Source organism: Tepidicaulis sp., assembly GCF_965222285.1.
Classification (GTDB): domain Bacteria; phylum Pseudomonadota; class Alphaproteobacteria; order Parvibaculales; family Parvibaculaceae; genus Tepidicaulis.
Genome location: NZ_OZ244942.1, coordinates 278,560 through 298,425, shown reverse-complemented (window position 1 = coordinate 298,425; position 19,866 = coordinate 278,560). Strand labels below are relative to the sequence as shown.

The 19,866-nt window shown below is 61.6% G+C and carries 21 protein-coding genes; 11 read left to right on the top strand and 10 right to left on the bottom strand.

The window, feature by feature from the left end; all coding sequences use genetic code 11:
* Positions 1–10: 10 nt before the first annotated feature.
* From ACOQOT_RS01310 to ACOQOT_RS01295, 4 genes are read right to left on the bottom strand one after another with little or no spacing between them, the layout of a single operon-like run.
* Entirely contained in the window at positions 11–406 is a 396-nt protein-coding gene (locus tag ACOQOT_RS01310) for a hypothetical protein (RefSeq protein WP_420560589.1), read from the bottom strand.
* Complete coding sequence (locus ACOQOT_RS01305) at positions 399–776, bottom strand: hypothetical protein (protein WP_420560588.1); 378 nt, start codon at positions 774–776, stop codon at positions 399–401. The genes ACOQOT_RS01310 and ACOQOT_RS01305 overlap by 8 nt, the downstream gene beginning before the upstream one ends.
* 10 nt (positions 777–786) lie before the next feature.
* The gene (locus ACOQOT_RS01300; RefSeq protein ID WP_420560587.1) at positions 787–2,334 is read right to left on the bottom strand and encodes a GMC family oxidoreductase N-terminal domain-containing protein; all 1,548 of its coding nucleotides are present in this window, start codon (positions 2,332–2,334) and stop codon (positions 787–789) included.
* Positions 2,331–2,915, bottom strand: coding sequence for a hypothetical protein (locus ACOQOT_RS01295; protein ID WP_420560586.1), 585 nt, complete (start codon positions 2,913–2,915; stop codon positions 2,331–2,333). The genes ACOQOT_RS01300 and ACOQOT_RS01295 overlap by 4 nt, the downstream gene beginning before the upstream one ends.
* 130 nt (positions 2,916–3,045) lie before the next feature.
* On the opposite strand from ACOQOT_RS01295, the gene ACOQOT_RS01290 reads away from it, so the two are divergent.
* A complete protein-coding gene (locus ACOQOT_RS01290) occupies positions 3,046–3,615 on the top strand; it encodes a TetR/AcrR family transcriptional regulator (RefSeq protein WP_420560585.1) in 570 nt (189 codons plus the stop codon).
* An 11-nt stretch (positions 3,616–3,626) separates the two neighbouring features.
* On the opposite strand, the gene ACOQOT_RS01285 is transcribed toward ACOQOT_RS01290, so the two are convergent.
* Together ACOQOT_RS01285 and ACOQOT_RS01280 are read right to left on the bottom strand one after the other, a co-directional pair.
* Complete coding sequence (locus ACOQOT_RS01285) at positions 3,627–4,637, bottom strand: zinc-dependent alcohol dehydrogenase family protein (RefSeq protein ID WP_420560584.1); 1,011 nt, start codon at positions 4,635–4,637, stop codon at positions 3,627–3,629.
* 80 nt (positions 4,638–4,717) lie between these two features.
* Positions 4,718–5,296, bottom strand: a complete 579-nt coding sequence (locus ACOQOT_RS01280; RefSeq protein WP_420560583.1) for a TetR/AcrR family transcriptional regulator — start codon at positions 5,294–5,296, stop codon at positions 4,718–4,720.
* Between the two features lie 315 nt (positions 5,297–5,611).
* On the opposite strand from ACOQOT_RS01280, the gene ACOQOT_RS01275 reads away from it, so the two are divergent.
* The 4 genes from ACOQOT_RS01275 (at position 5,612) to ACOQOT_RS01260 (ending at position 9,083) form a co-directional block, all read left to right on the top strand.
* Complete coding sequence (locus ACOQOT_RS01275; protein ID WP_420560582.1) at positions 5,612–6,622, top strand: AraC family transcriptional regulator ligand-binding domain-containing protein; 1,011 nt, start codon at positions 5,612–5,614, stop codon at positions 6,620–6,622.
* 148 nt (positions 6,623–6,770) lie between these two features.
* Positions 6,771–7,601 carry a sensor histidine kinase gene (locus ACOQOT_RS01270; RefSeq protein ID WP_420560581.1) on the top strand — a complete coding sequence of 277 codons (831 nt, stop codon included), beginning with the start codon at positions 6,771–6,773 and terminating at the stop codon, positions 7,599–7,601.
* An 82-nt stretch (positions 7,602–7,683) separates the two neighbouring features.
* Entirely contained in the window at positions 7,684–8,547 is an 864-nt protein-coding gene (locus ACOQOT_RS01265; RefSeq protein ID WP_420560580.1) for a cysteine hydrolase, read from the top strand.
* A 50-nt stretch (positions 8,548–8,597) separates the two neighbouring features.
* Positions 8,598–9,083, top strand: a complete 486-nt coding sequence (locus ACOQOT_RS01260) for a YHS domain-containing (seleno)protein (protein ID WP_420560579.1) — start codon at positions 8,598–8,600, stop codon at positions 9,081–9,083.
* 60 nt (positions 9,084–9,143) lie between these two features.
* Here ACOQOT_RS01260 and ACOQOT_RS01255 read toward each other — a convergent pair whose 3' ends face one another.
* The 3 genes from ACOQOT_RS01255 to ACOQOT_RS01245 all read right to left on the bottom strand — a co-directional run bounded on the left by ACOQOT_RS01255 (position 9,144) and on the right by ACOQOT_RS01245 (position 10,614).
* On the bottom strand, positions 9,144–9,344 hold the full coding sequence (locus ACOQOT_RS01255; RefSeq protein ID WP_420560578.1) for a hypothetical protein: 201 nt from the start codon (positions 9,342–9,344) through the stop codon (positions 9,144–9,146).
* An 81-nt stretch (positions 9,345–9,425) separates the two neighbouring features.
* Complete coding sequence (locus tag ACOQOT_RS01250; protein ID WP_420560577.1) at positions 9,426–10,202, bottom strand: NAD-dependent epimerase/dehydratase family protein; 777 nt, start codon at positions 10,200–10,202, stop codon at positions 9,426–9,428.
* Between the two features lies 1 nt (position 10,203).
* Positions 10,204–10,614 (bottom strand): ester cyclase, encoded by a 411-nt coding sequence (locus tag ACOQOT_RS01245; protein ID WP_420560576.1) that lies wholly within the window; start codon positions 10,612–10,614, stop codon positions 10,204–10,206.
* A 104-nt stretch (positions 10,615–10,718) separates the two neighbouring features.
* On the opposite strand from ACOQOT_RS01245, the gene ACOQOT_RS01240 reads away from it, so the two are divergent.
* From ACOQOT_RS01240 to recQ, 6 genes are all read left to right on the top strand, one after another.
* The gene (locus ACOQOT_RS01240; protein ID WP_420560575.1) at positions 10,719–11,630 is read left to right on the top strand and encodes a LysR family transcriptional regulator; all 912 of its coding nucleotides are present in this window, start codon (positions 10,719–10,721) and stop codon (positions 11,628–11,630) included.
* Positions 11,631–11,788: 158 nt separating this feature from the next.
* On the top strand, positions 11,789–12,922 hold the full coding sequence (gene doeB2 / locus ACOQOT_RS01235; protein WP_420560574.1) for a N(2)-acetyl-L-2,4-diaminobutanoate deacetylase DoeB2: 1,134 nt from the start codon (positions 11,789–11,791) through the stop codon (positions 12,920–12,922).
* 124 nt (positions 12,923–13,046) lie between these two features.
* Complete coding sequence (locus tag ACOQOT_RS01230) at positions 13,047–14,285, top strand: aspartate aminotransferase family protein (RefSeq protein WP_420560573.1); 1,239 nt, start codon at positions 13,047–13,049, stop codon at positions 14,283–14,285.
* A 1-nt stretch (position 14,286) separates the two neighbouring features.
* Positions 14,287–15,549: an ectoine hydrolase gene (gene doeA, locus ACOQOT_RS01225; RefSeq protein ID WP_420560572.1), complete on the top strand. Its 1,263-nt coding sequence runs from the start codon at positions 14,287–14,289 to the stop codon at positions 15,547–15,549.
* 3 nt (positions 15,550–15,552) lie between these two features.
* Positions 15,553–16,923, top strand: a complete 1,371-nt coding sequence (locus ACOQOT_RS01220; protein ID WP_420560571.1) for an NAD-dependent succinate-semialdehyde dehydrogenase — start codon at positions 15,553–15,555, stop codon at positions 16,921–16,923.
* 132 nt (positions 16,924–17,055) lie between these two features.
* Positions 17,056–18,852 (top strand): DNA helicase RecQ, encoded by a 1,797-nt coding sequence (recQ, locus tag ACOQOT_RS01215; protein ID WP_420560570.1) that lies wholly within the window; start codon positions 17,056–17,058, stop codon positions 18,850–18,852.
* A gap of 131 nt (positions 18,853–18,983) precedes the next feature.
* Here recQ and ACOQOT_RS01210 read toward each other — a convergent pair whose 3' ends face one another.
* Entirely contained in the window at positions 18,984–19,832 is an 849-nt protein-coding gene (locus ACOQOT_RS01210) for a MurR/RpiR family transcriptional regulator (protein ID WP_420560569.1), read from the bottom strand.
* Positions 19,833–19,866 lie beyond the last annotated feature (34 nt).

The following is a 19,866-nucleotide window of genomic DNA, read 5'->3' as shown; positions in this document are numbered from 1 at the left end:
GCTTCGACTTTCATCCATGTGCGTGTCGGGTAGACAAGAGATGCAATCGCCGCAGTGCGAGGCACATGAGGAGCACGCTTATGGGGCCCCAGAGCCATTGGTGGGGCGGGACGGGCATGGCGGGGAGATAGGCGGTCGTCACCATGTCCCAGGCCCAGAGCCCGGCGCAGAAATAGCCGAGCCAGCTGGCCGCCTCATAGCGCCCTTTGAGGGTGAGGAAGGCGGCGGCGAACCAGCCCGTGCCTTCCAGCCCGTTGGCAAAGGCGTGGAGCGGGATGGTGGCGGGCGGCAGGCCGGTGGCGGCAAAGTGACCGGCAAAAAGCGCGGGCACATTGGCCCAGAAGATAAGGCCGATCCCGGCAAAGAGCGCGGCAAGGCCGTAATGTTTTTCTTCTCCCTCACGCATGGCGCGCCTCCTTTTGCAAATGACGCGCGCCCAGCAGCATGAGGCCCGCGACGACGCTGCCCCATATCAGAAAATAGGGCGGCAGCGGCATGGGCAGCACGAATGTCGTGATCACATCGAAGAAGAAAAACCCGGCGAGAAAAACGGCGAGCCGCGCCGCGGTAAGATAGCGTTTGAAAAACGCGCTGATCAGCACCGTCGCCCAACCGAGCGCGGCAAAACCGTTGGTCACCGCTTCCATGACCGTCATTTCCTGCGGCAAGCCCGTGCCATCGAAATCCCCGCCCAGGATCGCCAGCACCGTGCTCGCAAAATTGAGCGCCAGGATCAGAAAGAAGGCGCACCAGAGAAAGAAGGGCCAGTTTTTCATCGCGAGCCTCCTAGGCAAGACGGGAGAGAATGTTGCGGGCGGCGATGACGGAAAACGCCATGATGGTCAGCGACGGATCGACGCTGGGCGGCAGGGGAAAGACGCTCGGATCGGCGACATAAAGCCCCGGCACTTCGTGCGCTTCATGGGTGCTTGCCACAACGGCGCGGGACGGGTCATCGCCCATGCGCAACGTGCCGGCCGGATGGGGCGCGGCAAAGAGCATGGCGCCGTTTTGAATCTCCAGCGTCTCGAGCTGCGCGATCTCCTCCGGTCCTTGGAGCCTGGTGCCGATACTGTCCGGCACGAAGATTTCCCGCGCGCCGCTTTCAAAAAGAAGCAGGGCCTGTTTTTTCAGCGCGTCGCGGGCTTTGAGGACATCATCGCCCTGCAGCGCGTAATGATAAGAGGGCGTGCCGTCTTCGCGCAGCGTTACTTCGCCACCATGCTCATCGTCGATCCAGGCGACCGCGCTGCCAAGGCGCGGCAGCTGCGCAACAAGCTCGGCATGGGCCCCGCCAAAGCCCGGCAGCGTGACGGCCAGAAATTCCGGCTGGATCTGGTTCGGATGCAGCAAATAGCCGCCTTCCACATAGCGCCCGTTCTCATAGCGCGGCAGGCGGAAGTCCGAGGTGCCGACGGCGGCGGGAATGTTATGCCAAAGATAAATCTCCTCATCGTAAAGCGCATAAAGATAAGGATTGGGATTGGCGAAGAGATTGCGCCCCACTTCGCCCGAGCCGTTCGGCAAGCCCGAGCGCATCCAAATAACCGGCGAGGCATAACCGCCGGCGGCAAGCACGACGGCGCGCGCCTTTACCTCGAGCTTCGGCCCGGCGGGGCGGCCCGTGGCGCGGTCGAGAAATCGGGCCGAGACACCGCTTGCCCGGCCCGTGCCGGGCTCGCGGGCAATTGCCGTCACCTCGCAGTCGGCATAAAGCCGCGCGCCGGCCTTTAGCGCGGCGGGCACGTATGTCACCAGCTGGCTTTGCTTGGCATCGTAAGAACAGCCCTGATAGCAATGCCCGCTTGCCACGCAGCCCCGCCTTGCTTGCGGCACGTCTTCGATATGCCAGCCAAGGCGCCCGCCCGCCTCAATGAAAAGCTCGTTCATGCGGTTGCGGTAAATGGGGTCGGCGGGGTGGACGTTGTGGTCTTTTTCGATCTCATCGAAGACCGGCGCGAGCACCTCATGCTCGTGGCCGCTGACGCCTTTTTCCTCGTAGATGCGGGCGCGGTCTTCGGGCAGGCGCCAGCTATCGGCCCAATAATGAACGCTCGCCCCGCCGACGCAATTGCCATACATCAGCGCAAGCTCGCCATTGGTGCTGGTGTTAAGGCCGCGTCCGCCATCGATGCGGGCGAGCATATTGTCCGACAATTGGTCGAAATCGCCGCGCGCGGCAGTGTAATAGCCGCCCTGCTCCAGAATGAGGACGGAAAGACCGCCTTCCGCCAGATGCTTGGCGGCGGTCGCGCCGCCGCAGCCCGAGCCGACGATCACGACATCCACCTCTTCGCGAAGGTCGCGCTTTATTTCATGGCCTTCGAGGATCATGACAGCGCCTCCAGATTTTCAATGCGGTTGCCGGCGGGAAAGAATTTCGCAGGCACTTGCGGACCCTCATAGCCGAGATGCGCCCAGGTGCGCGGGTCCGTGTAATAGAAAAAGAAAACGAGGAAGCGCACGCCGTTATAGATCGCCCGCTCCAGGGGATCCTCGGAGCGGGAAAGCGCGCGAAGATGCGCCTCGCGCTCTTGCGCGCCCATGGAAGAGAAGCGGGAAAGAGAAATGCTCATGAGCGGGCTATATTCGAGATAAAGCAGCGAGGCTTTCATGTCCGAAAGTAGCGTGCCGCGGCTTAAGGAAAGTTCCCGGTCGATACGCGCAGGTGTGCGCGTTTCATAAATGGAGGGCAGGCCCGGAATGACGCCGACCAGGGTTTCCGCCGCCACGCTCAAAACCGCCAGTTCCTTTTCGCTGAGAACCTGCGGCACCTCCCCGTTCAAAAGCGCGCCGTAATGCTCGCCCCCCGGCACGGCAATGCCCGCGAGCCCCATGACGGCGGCGCTTGCCGCCGCCGCGCCGCCCAGCATCAAAAAGCCCCGCCGCGAGGGGCCGGTTGCCTGTCGTGTCACTGCATCCTCCGCCAGATTCGGTCAACTGACCTTTATTTAGGTCATATGACCATATTTTCAAGAAATTGGTCAAGAGACCCTTTTTGGCCTAGAAGATGGAGGGACGCGCGGACACGAAACGGAAGGGACCATGAAAAGCGCCAAGGGCAAGAAACGGGCGGAGGAAATTCTCGACGCCGCAACGCAGATTCTGGTGGAGGAGGGCTATGGCGGCTTTTCCATGCGCCGGGTGGCGGAGGCGCTCTCCATGCGGCTCAGCAATGTTCAATATTATTTCGGCGGGCCGGGGGAACTGCTCAGCGCGCTTTTCGACCGGGCGCTGGAACGCTCCATCACCGCTTTCAAAAGCCGCCCGGCACAGGGCAGCCTGGAAGACCTGATCCGCTTCATCCTGGATGAGCAGCAGCCGCAGGAGTACTGCCTGATGTTCTGGGAGCTCTGGGCGCTCGCCGCGCGGGACGAAGAGATCAACGCGGTCATGGCGCGCTATTACGCGCAATACCAAAAGCAGATCGAATATGTGCTCTCAAAAGCCGTGCCCGGCCTTGCCCCCGGCGCGCGGCGGCGGCGCGCCGTCTTGATCATGAGCCTGATGGAAGGCCTCTCGCTTTTCCGCGGCGTGGAAGGCCGGCTCGACATGCCCGCCCGTCAGCTCGACAAGGATGTGGTGGAGGCCGTCACGCGCATCGCGGCCGGATAACGGGGCAAGGCTTATTCCTTGCGTTCTTTCGGCGCCTCCCCGGGCACAAGCACCGCAGCGCCGCTGAGGTGGCCTTCCCTGAGGTCGGCGAGTGCGGTGTTGGCATCTTCAAGGGCGTAGCGTTTTGTGTGAGTGACGACGCGGGCTTTGCGCGCTGCGGGGAAGAATTCTTGCGCATCCATGCGGGTGAGATTGGCGACGGAGAGAAGTTCGCGCTCCTCCCATAAAAGCGCGTAAGGCATGGCGGGGATGTCACTCATATGAATACCGCCGCAGACAACGCGCCCGCCTTTGCGCACGGCTTTAAGCGCGGCCGGCACGAGCGCGCCGACGGGGGCGAAGATGATCGCCGCATCGAGCGGCACGGGCGGCGGCTCGTCCGAACCGCCCGCCCACTGCGCGCCGAGGGAGCGGGCGAAGCGCTGGGCCTCTTCATCGCCCGGCCGGGTGAAGGCATAAACCTCCCGCCCCTGCCAGAGGCAGACTTGCGCGATGATATGCGCGGCGGCACCGAAGCCGTAAAGCCCGAGCCGGTTTCCCTCGCCCGCTTTTTTCAGCGAGCGCCAGCCGATGAGCCCCGCGCATAAAAGCGGCGCAAGGGAAGCGGCATCCCCGCCCTCATCGAGATCGAAGGTGAAGTCCGCATCGGCAATGACATGGGTGGCAAAGCCGCCATCGCGCGTATAGCCGGTAAAAAGCGGGCGGTCGCAGAGATTTTCTCTCTCGCCCCGGCAGTAAAAGCAGCTGCCGCATGTATGCCCGAGCCAGGGCACGCCGGCGCGCCTGCCCAGCCGCTCGGCGCTGACGCCTTCTCCCACCTTGTCGATGCGCCCGACAATTTCATGGCCGGGAATGAGCGGCAGTTTCGGCTCTTTCAGATCACCGTCCACCACATGAAGATCGGTGCGGCAAACGGCGCAGGCTTCCACTTGAAGGCGCAGCTCGCCGGGCCCAGGCAGCGGGTCTTCCCGCTCGCGGAGGATAAGGGGCCCGCCCGCTTCTTCCAGCATCATGGCTTTCATAAGGTTCCGCCTTGCGCATTGAAATTCCCTTCAAGCATGGCGAAGAACGCGAAGCCGGACAAGCAGGTGAAACGAAAAGATCAGCGCGCGGTCGCCGCGGCGATGAGGTTCCTTGCCATGTCTTTTGCGAGGCTCGCCGCCTCCGGCATGCCGCGCACATGAGCAGTTGCGATCGCCCCTTCTTTGAGCAGCGCAAGCTGCTCGGCGAGCGCACCGGGCTCTTTCGCTCCGGCCTGCGCGCACAGGCGCTCCAGATATTCCACGATGCGCAATTTATGTTCGGCGGCGGCGCGGTGCGCGGGATGGCTCTGCTCGGCAAACTCACTCGAGGCATTGATGAAAGCGCAGCCGGAAAAGCCGAGCCCTTTGAAGGCGCGCCCTGCGAACCAGGCTCCAAGCGCATCGAACATGGCAAGGAGGCGTTCTTCCGGATCCTTGGAAGCTTTTTCCATCTCCCCTGTCAGCCAGCCGCGGAACTGTTCGTCGCGCCGCTGCAGCACCGCCAGGATGAGATCGTCCTTCGAGCGGAAATGCTTATAAAGCGTCATCTTGGCGACGCCCGCCTCGGCCAGGATTTTATCGATGCCCGTCGCGGTGAAGCCGCCCGTATAAAAAAGCCGCAAGGCAGTATCGATAAGGTGGTCGCGGCGCGATTGCATGGGGCACTCCTAATCAGACAGTTCTGTATGTTATTATAGGCATGAACTGCCTGTTTCAAGCGGATCGAAAATTAATTTCTCCGCATTTCGCTATTTTCCCGCTTGACATATAGACAGACCTGTCTTTACATAAGATCAACGCTGGCAATGACGAGACCAAGCAAGACAGATTTCAGGCCCGCCTGACACGTACCCCCCGGCGCCCCGGCCAAACCCCGCCTCTCTCCCCCAAGACCGGCCGGGGCGCCCCCTCCCCAAGAGGAGCGATGCCATGCCACCTGCTTTCCCCCGGAACAAAATCCGGAGCCCCCTCTCATGACGAGCGTGACGGCAGCCTTTGCCCGCGCCATGGCCCGCGCGGCAGGCTACGAAATGACGGCGGAGGGCGATCTTCTTTCAGCGGGCGAAATCGTCCGCCGCCTGCCCCTCCTGGAGGGCGAGCGGCTGAGCGAAGAGGACCATCTCGGCCTCATTGACTGGATCCGGAAAACCCATCCCGATGAGGCCGCGCTCATTGCCGCCTATGCGCAAACGGTCGTGCCGGAGGATCTCGGCGTGCTCGGCCTTGCGATAAAAACCGCGCCGAGCCTGCGCGAATCTCTCCGGCGCATCGCCCGTTATTACAAGCTCATCACCGACACGGCGCTTTACCGGCTGGATGAAAGCGGCGCCCTTGCCGTCTTTTCCATCGAAAACCGGGCAGCACCGCATCCTGCATTGCAGCTGCGCACGGAATGCGCGCTGGCAGGCTTCGCCGCCAATATGCGCCGCTTCACCGGCCCGGCGCTGCGCCTTGCCTCCGTTTCCTTCCGCCATGCCTGCCGCGGGGAGCCAGGCCGTTATGCCGCGCTTTTCGACTGCCCCGTTCATTTCGGCCAGGCGCGCGATGCGATCCTGCTGCAGCGGCACGTTCTGGATTTACCGAACCAGCTTGGCGACAGCGCGGTTTGCGATTTTCTGACCGCTCATCTCGACACGGAAATGGCCAAGCTCTGCACGGAAGCGTCTTTCAAGGAAGCACTGCTGCTGCGCCTGTCCCGCGCTTTCAGCAATGGCCTGCCTCAAGCAGGCAGCATCGCCCGCGCTATGGGGATGAGCGAGCGCACGTTCTACCGCCGCCTTGCCGACGAAGGGCTGACCTACCGCGATGTTTTGCGGGAAGCGCAGACAGCGCTTGCCCAGGAGCTTCTTTCCCAAAGCGATTGTACCATCGCGGAAATCGCTTTCCTGACCGGCTTTTCCGAACAGAGCACCTTCACACGCGCCTTCAAACGCTGGGTCGGCCAGCCGCCGGCGCAGTTCCGCGAGCAGGCAGTGCACGTCTGAACCGCTACCCTCATAGCGATGGCAGGTTCTGCCAAAGCTTTGGCAGAGCGGGCCGATACCAAAAATCCTCTCTCCCTTATTACTTGATCATCGGCTTACGGAGGAATGGCACTTAGCCCCTCCTCCTGAATGACAAGATTGGGGATAGATGATGATCGACTTACTTTATATGGAAAATCCGGGCGGCGCCTATTCGGCCGCTCATGCAGCGCCCGCGGGGGCAGCAGGGCTTGAAGGCGAGAACGGCCCGGACGCTTACACCCATGCTCTTTCCATCGTCGCGCACGATCTGCGCGGACCGCTCGCCAATCTTGCGGTCCTGATCGAAGATATTGCCGAAAGCGCGGCGGGTGAGGCACAGCCCCGCATTGCCCGCGATGCCCGGCGCGCGGACGCAACCCTTCAACAGCTCAACAAGCTGCTTGGCGCGCTTTTACAGCGGGCACGGCACGGGCGCGATCCGCTTTCCTGCAATCGCAGCACATTCCAGCTTCTACCCGTGCTGGAACTTGCCGTCGCCGTCAATCAGCCGCTCGCCCGTCGCCGCGCCATAGGCTTTGACTGCCATGCAAGTGAGGCCTTGCCGGTTTCCGGCGATCAGGAACTGCTCTTCGAAGCTTTCGACAATCTGCTCTCGAATGCCGTCAAGCACACGCGCGACGGCGGCACGGTGCGCTGCGAGATGGAACCTGCGGAAGATGGCGGTCTTTATATCCGCATCGCCGATGAAGGATCGGGCTTTACGGCCACCGATCTCGCCCGCGCCTTCCGGCCTTTCACCTCTCTTGCGCCGTGCGCCGGGACGGGCATGCCCTCCCATGGCCTCGGCCTCTGGATCACCCGGCTCATCATCGAGCGTCATGGCGGGCGCCTCAACGCGCATAACCGCGCGGACGGCAAAGGCGCGGTGCTCACCATCTGGCTGCCAACCCTTGGCACGCCCAAAGCGCCTGCAAGACCGCACCCTTTCCACGCCTAAACCAACGAGATGAGCGGCGCACATATCGCCGCCTTCGCCCGCGCGGGGAGCCGCGCGACACCCCAAACAAAGGATTGGACCCATGGAACATTTTTACGACGATGAAGATGATTGCACCTGTGGCACGAGCCACGAGCAAGTGGACAAGGCCCGCCGGCGGCTCCTTGCCGGCGCGGCCGGCGTAGTGGCGGCCGGGACCGCGGGCCTTGCTGGCGGCGCTGCCCTTGCCGCCTCCGATGAAGCGCGCGCGAAATATGCCGATCCCGAAAAGCCCGGCCTGCCGCAAGTCGATATGGAGATCGAAAAAGGCCGCACGGCCCTTGTCGTCACCGACCCGCAGGTGGATTTTCTTTCCGAAAAAGGCGTGACCTGGGGCGTTGTCGGCGAAAGCGTCACCGAGCAAGGCACGGTGGACAATATCGAGCGGCTTTTCATCGCGGCCAAAGCGGCCAAGATGCCGGTCTTCATTTCCCCCCACTATTACTATCCGCATGATCACAAGTGGCAGTTCGAAGGCACGCTGGAAAAAACCATGCATTCGATCGGCATGTTCGACCGGCCGGGTCCTTTGTCGCTCGAAGGCTTCGACGGGTCCGGCGCCGACTGGATGCCGCAATACAAGAAATATATCGAGGACGGCGAGACGATTATCTGCTCGCCTCACAAAGTCTATAGCCCCGCGCAGAACGATTTGAACCTGCAGCTGCGCAAACGCGGCATCGACAAGGTCATTCTCGCGGGCATGTCGGCGAACCTGTGCACGCAGGCGCATCTTTATGAGCTGCTCGAGCTCGGCTTTGAAGTCGCCGTCGTGCGCGATGCGACGGCAGGCGCGAAGGTGCCCGAAGGCGACGGTTACCTCGCCGCCATCATCAATTTCCGCATGGTCGCGAACGGGCTCTGGTGGACGGATGACGCCGTCGAACGGATCGCCCGCTCCGCCTGACCCCCTTCCATTTGTTGCGTCCCCTCTCCCCTCTTCAAAGGATAATTCTTATGAAAAAGAAGCTCTTCCTCTCCCTCCTCGTTTCCGCCGTCACCGTCGCCCTTTCTTCCCCGGCTTTTGCAGCGGACGAATATAATGTCGTCAACGGCGTCACTCTCGCCGGCCAGCCGCTCGGCATGCACGGCGTCGATCCCGTCTCCATGTTCGGCGGCAGCGAACCACAGACCGGTGATGCCGCCTATACCTCACAGCATGACGGCGTCGATTATTACTTGGCCTCCAGCGAGGCGCAGCAGCGCTTCAATGCGGCCCCTGAAGCGTATCTTCCCCAGTTCGGCGGGTTTTGCGCCTTCGGCATTTATGTCGGCAAGAAACTCGACGGTGATGTGCGCTATGCCGACATCGTGGACGGCAAGCTCTATCTCTTCGTCAACAAGGCGATTTTTGAGAAATATCTCGAAAACAAGGAAGAAGTCATCGTCGGCGCCTACGCCAAATGGCCCGGCATCCGCGCCGCCCGCGTCGAAGACCTTTAAGAGCGCCCCGAAGCAAAGCGAGCCCCGGCATGGCCGGGGCTCGTGTTTTTTAGCTCTTACCTAACTCATCATTCCGGCCTGCTTCAGCCAGGTCACCGTATCAGCCAGCGTCTCTTCGAGCGGGCGGAAGGTGACGCCGAGATAGTGCTGGGCGCGGGCGCTGTCGAAGCGGGCATGAGGACCTTCATCGCGAATGGTGCGGTAGATCGACCAGGAAATCAGTGCGGGCTTGCCGGATAGGCGTGACCAGATTTCGTTCACCCCAGCAAGCACCGCGACAAGGCGGGTGGGAATGCGCCGCGCGGGCGCTTTTTTGCCGGTGATCTTTTCAAGGAGCTGAAGTTATTCGCGTAAATGCGCGCGCTTGCCCGCCACCAGAAAGCGGTCGCCCCGCGCCGCGCCTTCCCCCGCCTGCACACAGGCAAAGGCGACATCTCTCGCATCGACATAAGAAAAATGCGCATCCACCGCGCCGGGTAGATCCCCGTTTGCAAAATCGAGGATCGTTTGCGCCGCCGCCGTCGGGCCCGCGTCACCCGGCCCATGCATGAAACCCGGTAGAATAAAGGCTGCCCAAAAATCCGGCCATTTGGCGAGTGCCTTTTCCACCTCACGGTCCGCCAGCACCTTGCTGCGGTAATAGTCGTTCTTCGTGACCGCCGGATCGCGCTGCATGGTCTCGGTGACGGCGCACCCGCCCGGCGCAAAGTCTTCAAGCGTGCCGATGCTGCTGACATGAAGAAAGCGTGGCACCCCCGCCGCATGAGCTGCTTCCAGAAGCGCTTTCGTGCCTTCCACGTTGATGCGTTTCAGCGCCGGCCAATGTTTGCCGCCCGTCAGGCTGTCGCGAAAGTAAGCGGCGGTATGAAAAACGATATCTGCGCCTTCAAGCGCCGCCGCAAAGCCCGCGACATCGTCCATATCCCCTTTCACCGTACTCAACGCTTCCGCAGCGGGCAGAAGGCGCGCGGCTTTTTCGGGAGAGCGCACCAGCGCCCGCACCTCATAGCCCCGTCCCAGCAACTCCCGGACGAGGTTATTACCCAGCAGCCCCGTTCCCCCCGTCACAAAGGCGGTCCGGCGCGCGGGCACTTCTTTGTCCACTTCCTGCCCGCTCATATCACGCCGCTCCGAGCTGGGCGGCAAGCTGCACGCGGTCGTAATAAACACGCTCGCTCGCGGCGAGCCCGTCCTTGAAAGTGAAGAGTGCGACAAACTCGATAGAGAGCGGGCGGCCCGACGGCGGGAAGGTGCCATCGGCTGTGGAAAGCGTGCCCGTATGTGTGCCCGTCATGCGGCCCTGCAACACGCCGTTCTCGCCATCGGCAGCAAAACAGGTCAGCTCCACCTGAATATCCGGCACGCCTGCCCAGAGCGCCTTTTCCCGCTCGACGGAATGGTCTTTGCCGGTCACCATTTCCCCATCCGGGCCAAGATACGTCATGTCTTCGGCCCAGAGCGCCGCCAGCGCATCGAGGTCCCGCGCGTTAAAAGCCGTCTGCGCCGCTTTTGCATAGTTTTTCACGTCCATCGTGCTGCTCCTCTTTCCAACAATCGCCCGCTTCACAGGCGGTGCAGCCGATATTGGGAGAATTGGCTTTGCGTGGAAGGTAAGGAAATGCAAATCTGCTTTCTATGAGTGAAAATCTTCCCTGGGCGGATTTACCGCTTCTCCTTGCCGTGGCCCGTTCCGGCAGCTTCCTTGCCGCCGGCCGGGCGGCGGGGCTTTCCACCTCCACCGTCTCCCGCCGCATCACGCAGATGGAGCGCGCGCTCGGCACGGTTCTGGTGGAAAGAGGCGCGGAAGGCACGCGGCTCACCGAGGCCGGCGCCCGGCTGGTTGAAGCGGCGGGCAAGCTCGAACATCAGCTCGGCGCGGCTTTGCGTGATCTGCCCTCTCAAGGCGCCAGTCTTTCCGGAAAGATCAGGTTGACGCTTGGAGACGGGTTTGTGGCGGCAGGAGCCACGGCGCTTGCCGAGTTCTCGGCCGCACATCCCGGCGTTACCGTCGAGATGCATGCGGAGAACAGATTGGGTGATCTCGCCCACCGGGAATACGACCTCGCGATCAGAACCGTTCATGGCGGCGAAGCCCCGCTTGTCTACCGCAAGCTCGGCAATTTCGATTTCGGGCTCTATGCCGCCCCTTCTTATTTGAAGCGGCACGGCACGCCTACGCAGATCGGCGAGCTTGCCGGTCACCGGATGATCGGCTTTTCACCGGCCATGAGCGGCGCCGATCAAATGCTCTGGCTTGCACAGGCCGGGATCACGCGCTTTGCCCTGAGCGTCAACACGTTCACCGCCATGCTGGAAAGCGTGCGCGCCGGCCTTGGCATTGCGCCGCTACCCGGCATGGCCGCTGCCGGTTTGAGCCGCATCCTGCCCAATTTCCAGCCAAAGCCCGTGAGTGTTTATCTCACCGCCCATATCGATGCGCTGAAGCAGCCGCATATCAGAGCTTTTGCGGACGCATTGACGGCAATCATTAAAGACGAACTGCGCAAGGCTGCACCGCAGCGGGGCGCCAAACCTGCAAGGAGATGAAGCGCGCTCGCAATCCGGCAAGAAGCGGCGCGAGCCGTCATTCTTTACAAGTGCGATAATTCATTGCGCGGACCCGTTAATGCGCTACTCTCATATTTATGTCGGTGACGCTAGCGCATGCTCCGTTTGCAAAAGCTGGTCGGGACTGGGCAGCCTTGATGGATGCCACCACCACTTTCCGGCGCGCGCTTCACACACATCCCGAACTTACCTGGCAGGAAGAAGAGACCGCCGCTGCCGTGCGCGCGGGCCTCAACAGCGCCAGTCTCACCTGGCGCGCCTGCGCAGGCACCGGCACGCTTGCAACGCTTGCCCCCGGTGCCGCCGGGAGGCACATCGCGCTGCGGGCCGATCTCGATGCCTTGCCCATTACCGAGGCAAGCGGGCGGCAATGGAGTTCCGCCAATCCGGGCTGCATGCATGCCTGCGGCCATGACGGGCACACGGCCACTTTGATGGCTGCCGCCTTCTGGCTCAAACAGCATGAAGAACAATTGCCCGGCCCCGTCACCCTTCTCTTTCAGCCGGCCGAAGAAGGCGGCCACGGCGCCAAGAAAATGATCGAGGATGGCGCGCTCAAAGGCATCGATGCGATTTATGGCTGGCACAATTGGCCGGCCATCCCCTTCGGCCAGGCGCTCTGCCCGGACGGCGCGGTGATGGCGGGCAATGGCACGTTCGAGATTTTCTTAAAAGGCCAGGGCGGCCATGCCAGCCAGCCCGAAGCCTGCCGCGACCCGGTGCTGGCCGCCTCCGCCATCACGCTTGCCCTGCAGCAGATCGTCGCCCGCCGCCTTGCCCCGCAGCACGCCGCCGTGGTGAGCCTGACCTCCATCGAAGCGCCGAGCGGGCCCACCGTCATTCCCGACACCGCGAAAATGGGCGGCAGCATTCGTCTTGCGCAAAGCGAGGATCGGGAAATCATCAACGCGCTGATCGAAGATGTAGCGGTGAACACCGCCGCAGCATACGGTGTCTCAGCCGAGGTGAGACTTCAGCCGCGCTATGACGCAACGGTCAATCACGCCTCGGAAGCCGCGCTGATGCGCGCGGCGCTTCACGCCGAGCTTGGTGCGGATTGGCAAACAGCAAATACCCCCACGCCCATCATGGCGTCGGAAGATTTCAGTTATTACCTTAAAGAGATACCGGGCGCTTTCGCGCTGATCGGCGCGGATGACGGCAAGGGGCACAATATACCCTGTCACAGCCCGCGCTACGATTTTAACGATAGCCTTATTCCTATTGTCACACGGCTCTACGCGCGCCTTGCCGGCGCGCCGCTTCCCTGACGCGAGCTTAAGTGTCAGGGCCGAACAGGAACGGCCTGCCGCACGAACCGATGGCGCGGCAGCGCGTTTCTTGAGTGTGGACACGCGACCGGGCGCGCGGGCGCCCCAATGGCAGGAGGCTCTCATGGATATTTTCGAGCAATGGGAATCGAATGTACGCGGCTATTGCCGCACTTTCCCCACCGTTTTCAAATCCGCATCGAATGCCCGGCAGGTGGATGAAGACGGGCGCTCCTATATCGACTTTTTCGGCGGCGCGGGGGTTTTGAATTTCGGGCACAACAACCCGCATATGAAACGCGCGATCGTCGATTTCATCGAAGCGGATGGGCCCGCGCACAGTCTCGACATGTCCACCAGCGTCAAACGCGACTTCATGAAGGCGTTTGCGGACACGGTCCTGAAGCCCCGGAAGATGGACTATAAGATGCAGTTCACCGGGCCGACAGGCACCAATGCCGTGGAGGCGGCGCTGAAGCTCGCCCGCCGCGTCACCGGCCGCAGCAATGTCATTGCTTTCTCGCATGGCTTTCACGGCATGACGCTGGGCTCGCTCGCCTGCACAGCGAACGACTATTTCCGCAATGCCGCCGGCGTGCCGCTCGAACATGTAACGCGCTTCCCTTTCGGCTGCGACATTGATGAGCTTGAAGCGCGTTATGCGGATTCATCCTCCGGCTACGCGCATCCGGCAGCCGTTCTCGTCGAACCCATTCAGGCGGAAGGCGGCGTCAATCTGGCAAGCGCCGAATGGTTGAAGGGACTGCAGGAATTCTGCCGTAAATACGGCGCGCTTCTCATCCTCGATGACATTCAGGCAGGCTGCGGGCGCACCGGTTCTTATTTCAGTTTCGACGATATGGGGCTCGATCCCGATATCGTCTGTCTTGCCAAAGGCATTGGCGGTTTCGGCACGCCGCTTGCCATGAACCTCATCAAACCCGAGCACGACAAACACTGGCAGCCGGGCGAGCATACGGGCACCTTCCGCGGCCAGGGCTTTTCCTTCGTTGCCGGGCGCGAGGCACTGAAATATTTCGAGGCGGACGACTTCCTCGATGACGTGAAGCGCAAGGGTAAGGAAATGGCAGCCCGGCTTGCCGCCCTTGCCAAATCTCATAAAGCGCTGGGAACGGAAGTGCGCGGGCGCGGCATGCTTTACGGGCTCGACGTAAAAAACGGTGATGTGGCGAAAGCCGCCGTGGCGCATGCTTTCAAGAACGGTCTTTTAATCGGCGCTTGCGGCACGGGCGGACGCGTACTCAAACTCATTCCGCCACTTACCACGCCGGATGAGGATTTGGATGAAGGACTCGGCATCCTGGAAGCGGCGCTTGCCGCCGTGAGCAAGGAGGCCGCATGAGATGATCGAACGCGATGACATGACCTTTCCGTTCGAAGAATATCAAAACCGCCTTACGGCGCTACGCGAGCGGATGAAAGAACGGCTTCTGGATGCGGTGATCATCACCGACCCGGAAAACATCATGTATCTGACCGACTATCAGACGACGGGCTATTCCTTCTTTCAGGCACTTATCGTGCCGCTCGACGGCGAGCCTTTCATGGTGACGCGGCATCTGGAAGAATCGAATGTCTATGCCCGCACCTGGGTGGAGAAGACACGCCCTTATGAGGATAATGGCGATGCCATTCAGCGTCTTGTCGGCAGTTTGAAGGAATCAGGCCTTGCCAAGGCCTCTATCGGGTATGAGCGCAACAGCTATTTCTTCCCGGCCTATCACCAGGACCGGCTGCGCACCGCTTATAATGGCGGGCATCTGCTCGACTGTTTCGGCATCGTGGAAGAAGGCCGCATCCGCAAGTCCCCCGCCGAAATCGAGGTGATGCGCAAGGCCGCCCATGCCACGGAAGCGGGCATGCAGGCGGGTCTCGACGCCGTTGCCGCCGGGGTGACGGAAAATGAAATCGGCGCGGCCATTTCCAATGCGATGTTCCGGGCAGGGGGCGAGCCGCCGGCGGTCATGCCTTACGTCACCTCCGGCCCCCGCACGATGATCGGCCATGCCACATGGGAGGGACGGCGGGTGGAGCCCGGCGAGCATGTTTTCCTGGAAGTCGGCGGCTGCTACCGGCGCTATCACACCGCGATGATGCGCACCGCCGTTCTGGGCGATCTTTCCCCTTCCATGGAGCGGGCACAAAGCCGCATGCTCGAAGCGCTGCAGCGCGTCGAAAGCGCCATCCGCCCGGGCCTTACCGTGTCGGATGCGGACAATATCGTGCGCGACATCATTTCCGACAATGACGATGAAGGCGTCCTTATAACCCGCTCCGGCTATTCCATCGGCATCGCCTTTCCGCCGAGCTGGGATGAAGGCTATATCGTCTCACTGATGCAGGGCGTCTCCACCACTTTGAAGGAAGGCATGACCTTCCATCTCATCCCCTGGGTCTGGGGCGTCGACGGCAACAAGACCGTCGGCATTTCCGACACGGTTTATGTCACCGCCGATGGCTGCAAATCCTTCTTCACCATGGACCGGGAATTCACGCTGAAGCCGGAAGGCAATGCAGCAAGCGGCAGCGGCGCGGCCAATGTGGACAAGATCGAGGATGCGCGCCGGCGCGCGGCAAAGAAGGACATTCAAAAAAGCGGGGAGTAATCCATGCTCACTGTCACGAATCCGGCCACTGGCAAAATCATCCAGGAGCTTGAGCCCGACAGCGCGAAAGCGGTCGAAACCGCGCTTGAGGCGGCGCAGCAGCGGTTCACAATCTGGCGCACCACTTCCTTTACAGAGCGGGCCGGCCTGCTGCGCGCCGTGGCCGGGCTCATGCGGAAAAAGGTGGAAGAGCTTGCCCCGCTCATGACCGATGAAATGGGCAAGCCCATACGCGAGGCGCGCGGAGAGGTGGAAAAAGCGGCCTGGTGCGCCGAGCACTATGCCGAGCACGCCGAAGCTTATCTTGCCCGCGAAGAGATCGGCTCCGATGCCACCCGCTCTTATGTGCAGTATCTCCCCCTCGGCCCGGTGCTCGGCATCCTGCCCTGGAACGCGCCTTTCTGGCTTGCCTTCCGCTTTGCCGCGCCCGCGCTCATGGCGGGCAATACCTGTCTCATGAAACACGACCCGCATGTGCCCGCCTGCGCCAAGGCGATTGCCGATGTGTTCGAGGAGGCAGGCGCGCCGCCCGGCCTTTTTCAGGCGCTCCGGGTCGAAACGCCTGCCGTCGAAGCGGTGATCCGGGACGCCCGTGTGCGCGCCGTCTCTTTCACCGGCTCGGCGCGCGGCGGAGCCGCGGTTGCCGCCATTGCGGCCTCGGAAATCAAACCAGCCGTTCTTGAGCTTGGCGGCTCAGATCCCAGCATCGTACTCGCCGATGCCGATCTCGATAAAGCCGCTGAGGTGCTGACGCTCTCGCGCATCATAAATGCAGGCCAATCCTGCATCGCCGCCAAGCGGCTGATCATCGAAGAGCCCGTCTATGATGCCTTTACCGAAAAAATGAAAGAGCGGCTTGCCGCCCTGAAAGTCGGCGATCCTTCCGATCCCGCCACCGATATCGGCCCCATCGCCCGAGCCGACCTGCGCGAGGAACTGCACCGCCAGGTCGCAGAGACCGTGAAGGCCGGCGCACGGCAACTTCTCGGCGGCGAGCTGCCGGAAGGGCCCGGTTTCTTTTATCCCGTCACGCTACTTGCCGATGTGACGCCCGGCATGTGCGCCTTTGAGGAAGAAACCTTCGGCCCCGTCGCCGTGCTCATCAAAACGCCGGATGAAAAACGCGCGCTCGAACTTGCCAATGACACGCCCTACGGCCTGGCCGCCAGCGTCTGGACGGGGAGCGGGCGGGGCGAAGAGATCGCCCGCGAGATCGAAGCAGGCCAGGTCTCCGTCAACGGCATCGTCAAAACCGACCCGCGCCTTCCTTCCGGCGGCATCAAGAAATCCGGCTATGGGCGCGAGCTCGGCCCCCATGGCATCAAGGAGTTCGTCAACGCCCAGCAGATCTGGGTGGGGCCTGCCCGAACGTAAAGCCTCGCGGTTTTCATGAAGCGTGCGAATCACCGCACGGTGCCCGTATTCAAACTTTTGCGGATGGCGTGCATCCGCTGCCAAAACCGGCTATGAGGGGGAACATTCCGTTTCTCCTTTCAAAGCAGTTTCGTGTCCCCAGAACCCCTCAAAATTCTCAAGACCGTATACGGCTATGACGCCTTCAGAGGACGGCAGGCCGAGATCATCGATCATGTGATCGCGGGCAATGACGCCTTCGTGCTGATGCCGACGGGCGGGGGCAAATCGCTTTGTTATCAGATCCCGGCGCTCTGCCGGCCGGGGCTCGGGCTCATCGTCTCCCCGCTCATCGCGCTGATGGAAGATCAGGTAAGCGCGCTCAATCAGGCCGGCGTCAAGGCTGCAGCACTCAATTCACGGCTGGAAGGAGCGGAGAAAGACCTCCTCTGGCGGGAGGCGGAAGAAGGCGCGCTCGATCTTCTTTATATGGCGCCCGAAACCTTGCTGAGAAACGGCACGCTGGCGCGCCTGCGCCGCCTGCCGCTCTCGCTCATCGCCATCGACGAAGCGCACTGCCTTTCCCAATGGGGGCACGATTTCCGGCCCGAATACCGCGCACTCGACACGCTCGCCGAAACCTTTCCCGGCGTGCCGCGCCTGGCGCTCACCGCCACCGCCGATGCGCCGACCCGCGCGGAAATTCTCTCGCATCTCAATATCGGCGAGGAGAACGCTTTCATCTCAGGCTTCGACCGCCCAAATATCCGCTACAGCGCGGCAGAAAAGACGAGCGCCACGCAGCAGATGCTGCAATTTCTCGGAGCCCGCAAAGGCCAGAGCGGCATCGTCTATTGCCTTGCCAAAAAGAAGACGGAGGAAGTCGCCGCAACGCTCCGGGAAAACGGCTTCACCGCGCTTCCCTATCATGCCGGGCTCGACATGCGCGAGCGCGAGGAAAACCAGCGCCGCTTCCAGCTTGAAGACGGCGTCATCATGGCGGCGACCATTGCCTTCGGCATGGGTATCGACAAGCCGGATGTGCGCTTCGTTCTGCATCTCGATCTGCCCGCCAGCATCGAGGCTTATTATCAGGAAACGGGCCGCGCGGGGCGCGACGGGCTGCCGAGCGAAGCCTTGATGCTTTACGGCGCCTCCGACATGGCGCTGCGGCGGCGTTTTATCGACAATTCCGATGCGCCGGATATGCGCAAGCGCATGGAACATCAAAAGCTCGATGCGCTTTTAGGCTTTGCTGAAACCACGCAGTGCCGCCGCCAGTCGCTATTGCGCTATTTCTCCGATGAGTGCGCGCCATGCGGCAATTGCGATACCTGCCTTGAGCCGCCCGAGACGTTCGACGGCACGATTGCCGCGCAGAAACTTCTCTCTTGTATTTACCGCACGGGCGAGCGTTTCGGCCAGGCGCATGTCGTCAACGTGCTGCTTGGCAAAGAAACCGAGGGCATCTCGAAATGGGGTCATGAGCAGCTCTCCACGTTCGGCATCGGCACAGAGCATGATGCCAATGGCTGGCGCTCGATCCTGCGCCAGCTTGTGGCGCATGGGCTGATCACGGTCGATGTGACCGGCCATGGCGGGCTTTCCATCGCGCCGAAGGGCCGCACATTCCTAAAAGAAAAAGAAACGCTCGAACTGCGCAAACCCAAAAAGCGCACAAGCAAAAAAGGTACGCGGCGCGAAGCGCTGATGACGCTGCCGGAAGAGGCCCAAGTGCTTTTCGAGAAACTGCGCGAAACCCGCCTCGCCCTTGCCCGCGAGCAAGGCGTGCCGCCTTACGTCATCTTCCACGACAAGACGCTCGCCGAAATGGCCCTGATGCGCCCCCAGAATAATGGCGATCTGTCACTCATCTCCGGCATCGGCGAATCCAAACGCGCCAAATACGGCGCAGCTTTTCTCGCCGTGATCCAGGAAGCGGCGGTTTGATTTTTCGGAAATACCGTAACCCGGCTCATATTTCTACCCATCCCCTACACATCATCAACCATCGACAGGCATTCTCTTGCCATCGTGTTTTCCAAGCGCTTCATCCGCTCAAAGATGAAGCCGCCTATCACTCAGTCGAACACTCCCCGGCCGCTCCACGTCTTTTCGATCGAGGCAAGCCTATCCACAACGTCTTTGCCCATTTCGCGGCTGACGGAGTCGAGCAGGAAGTTAATAAGCGCCATGAGGCCGGTCTTGCTGTCGAAAAGGCCGCATGTGGCGCGGGCAACAGCGAAACCGTACTCGCTTTCCTGTGCAATGACATTCAGCGGTCCGTCTGTGAGGGAGATCGTGCGTAAGCCCATCGCGCGGACGTTCCTATGCGTTTCCACAACCCAGCTTTCGTTGCGCTGCGCGTCCATGGTGAGCAGAACATCGCGCGTATCGGCATAGCCGAGTTCGCTCGCAATGCGGAAGGGCGAGCCGTAAAGCATATGAATACGCCCGCGTATAAGATTGAGAAAATCCCGGAGCATGATGGCCGGTCCCCGCCATTGCTCGCTTGCCAAAATGAAAACGCGCCGTGATGGGTCCGCCAGCAGCGCGACGGCATGCTGCCAGTCGTCCGGATCAATCCCCGATAACGTCTCGCTGACATTGAGCGTCTCGACATCGATCCATGCGTGCAGGTCGTGCGGTGCCTCTTCCTCCCGGGCGCGCTTATAGGCTGAGGAAATCCGGCGCGAAAGGTCGCGCCTTATGTGCATTTGCAGATCACTGAAGCCGGCATAACCGAGTTTCACGGAAAACCGCACTATGCTCGGTGCGGATGTTTCCGCCGCCCGCCCCACACTCGCGCTAGTGCCGAAGGCGACAAGTTCTGGATCCTCGGCAATCAGGCGGGCGATACGCCGCTCTGTCGGCGTGAGGTCTGCGCCCCGTTCTGTCAGACGCTTCGAAATTTCTTCTGTAATGCTCATTACATTCTTTTCGATTGGGTAATAAAAATTATAC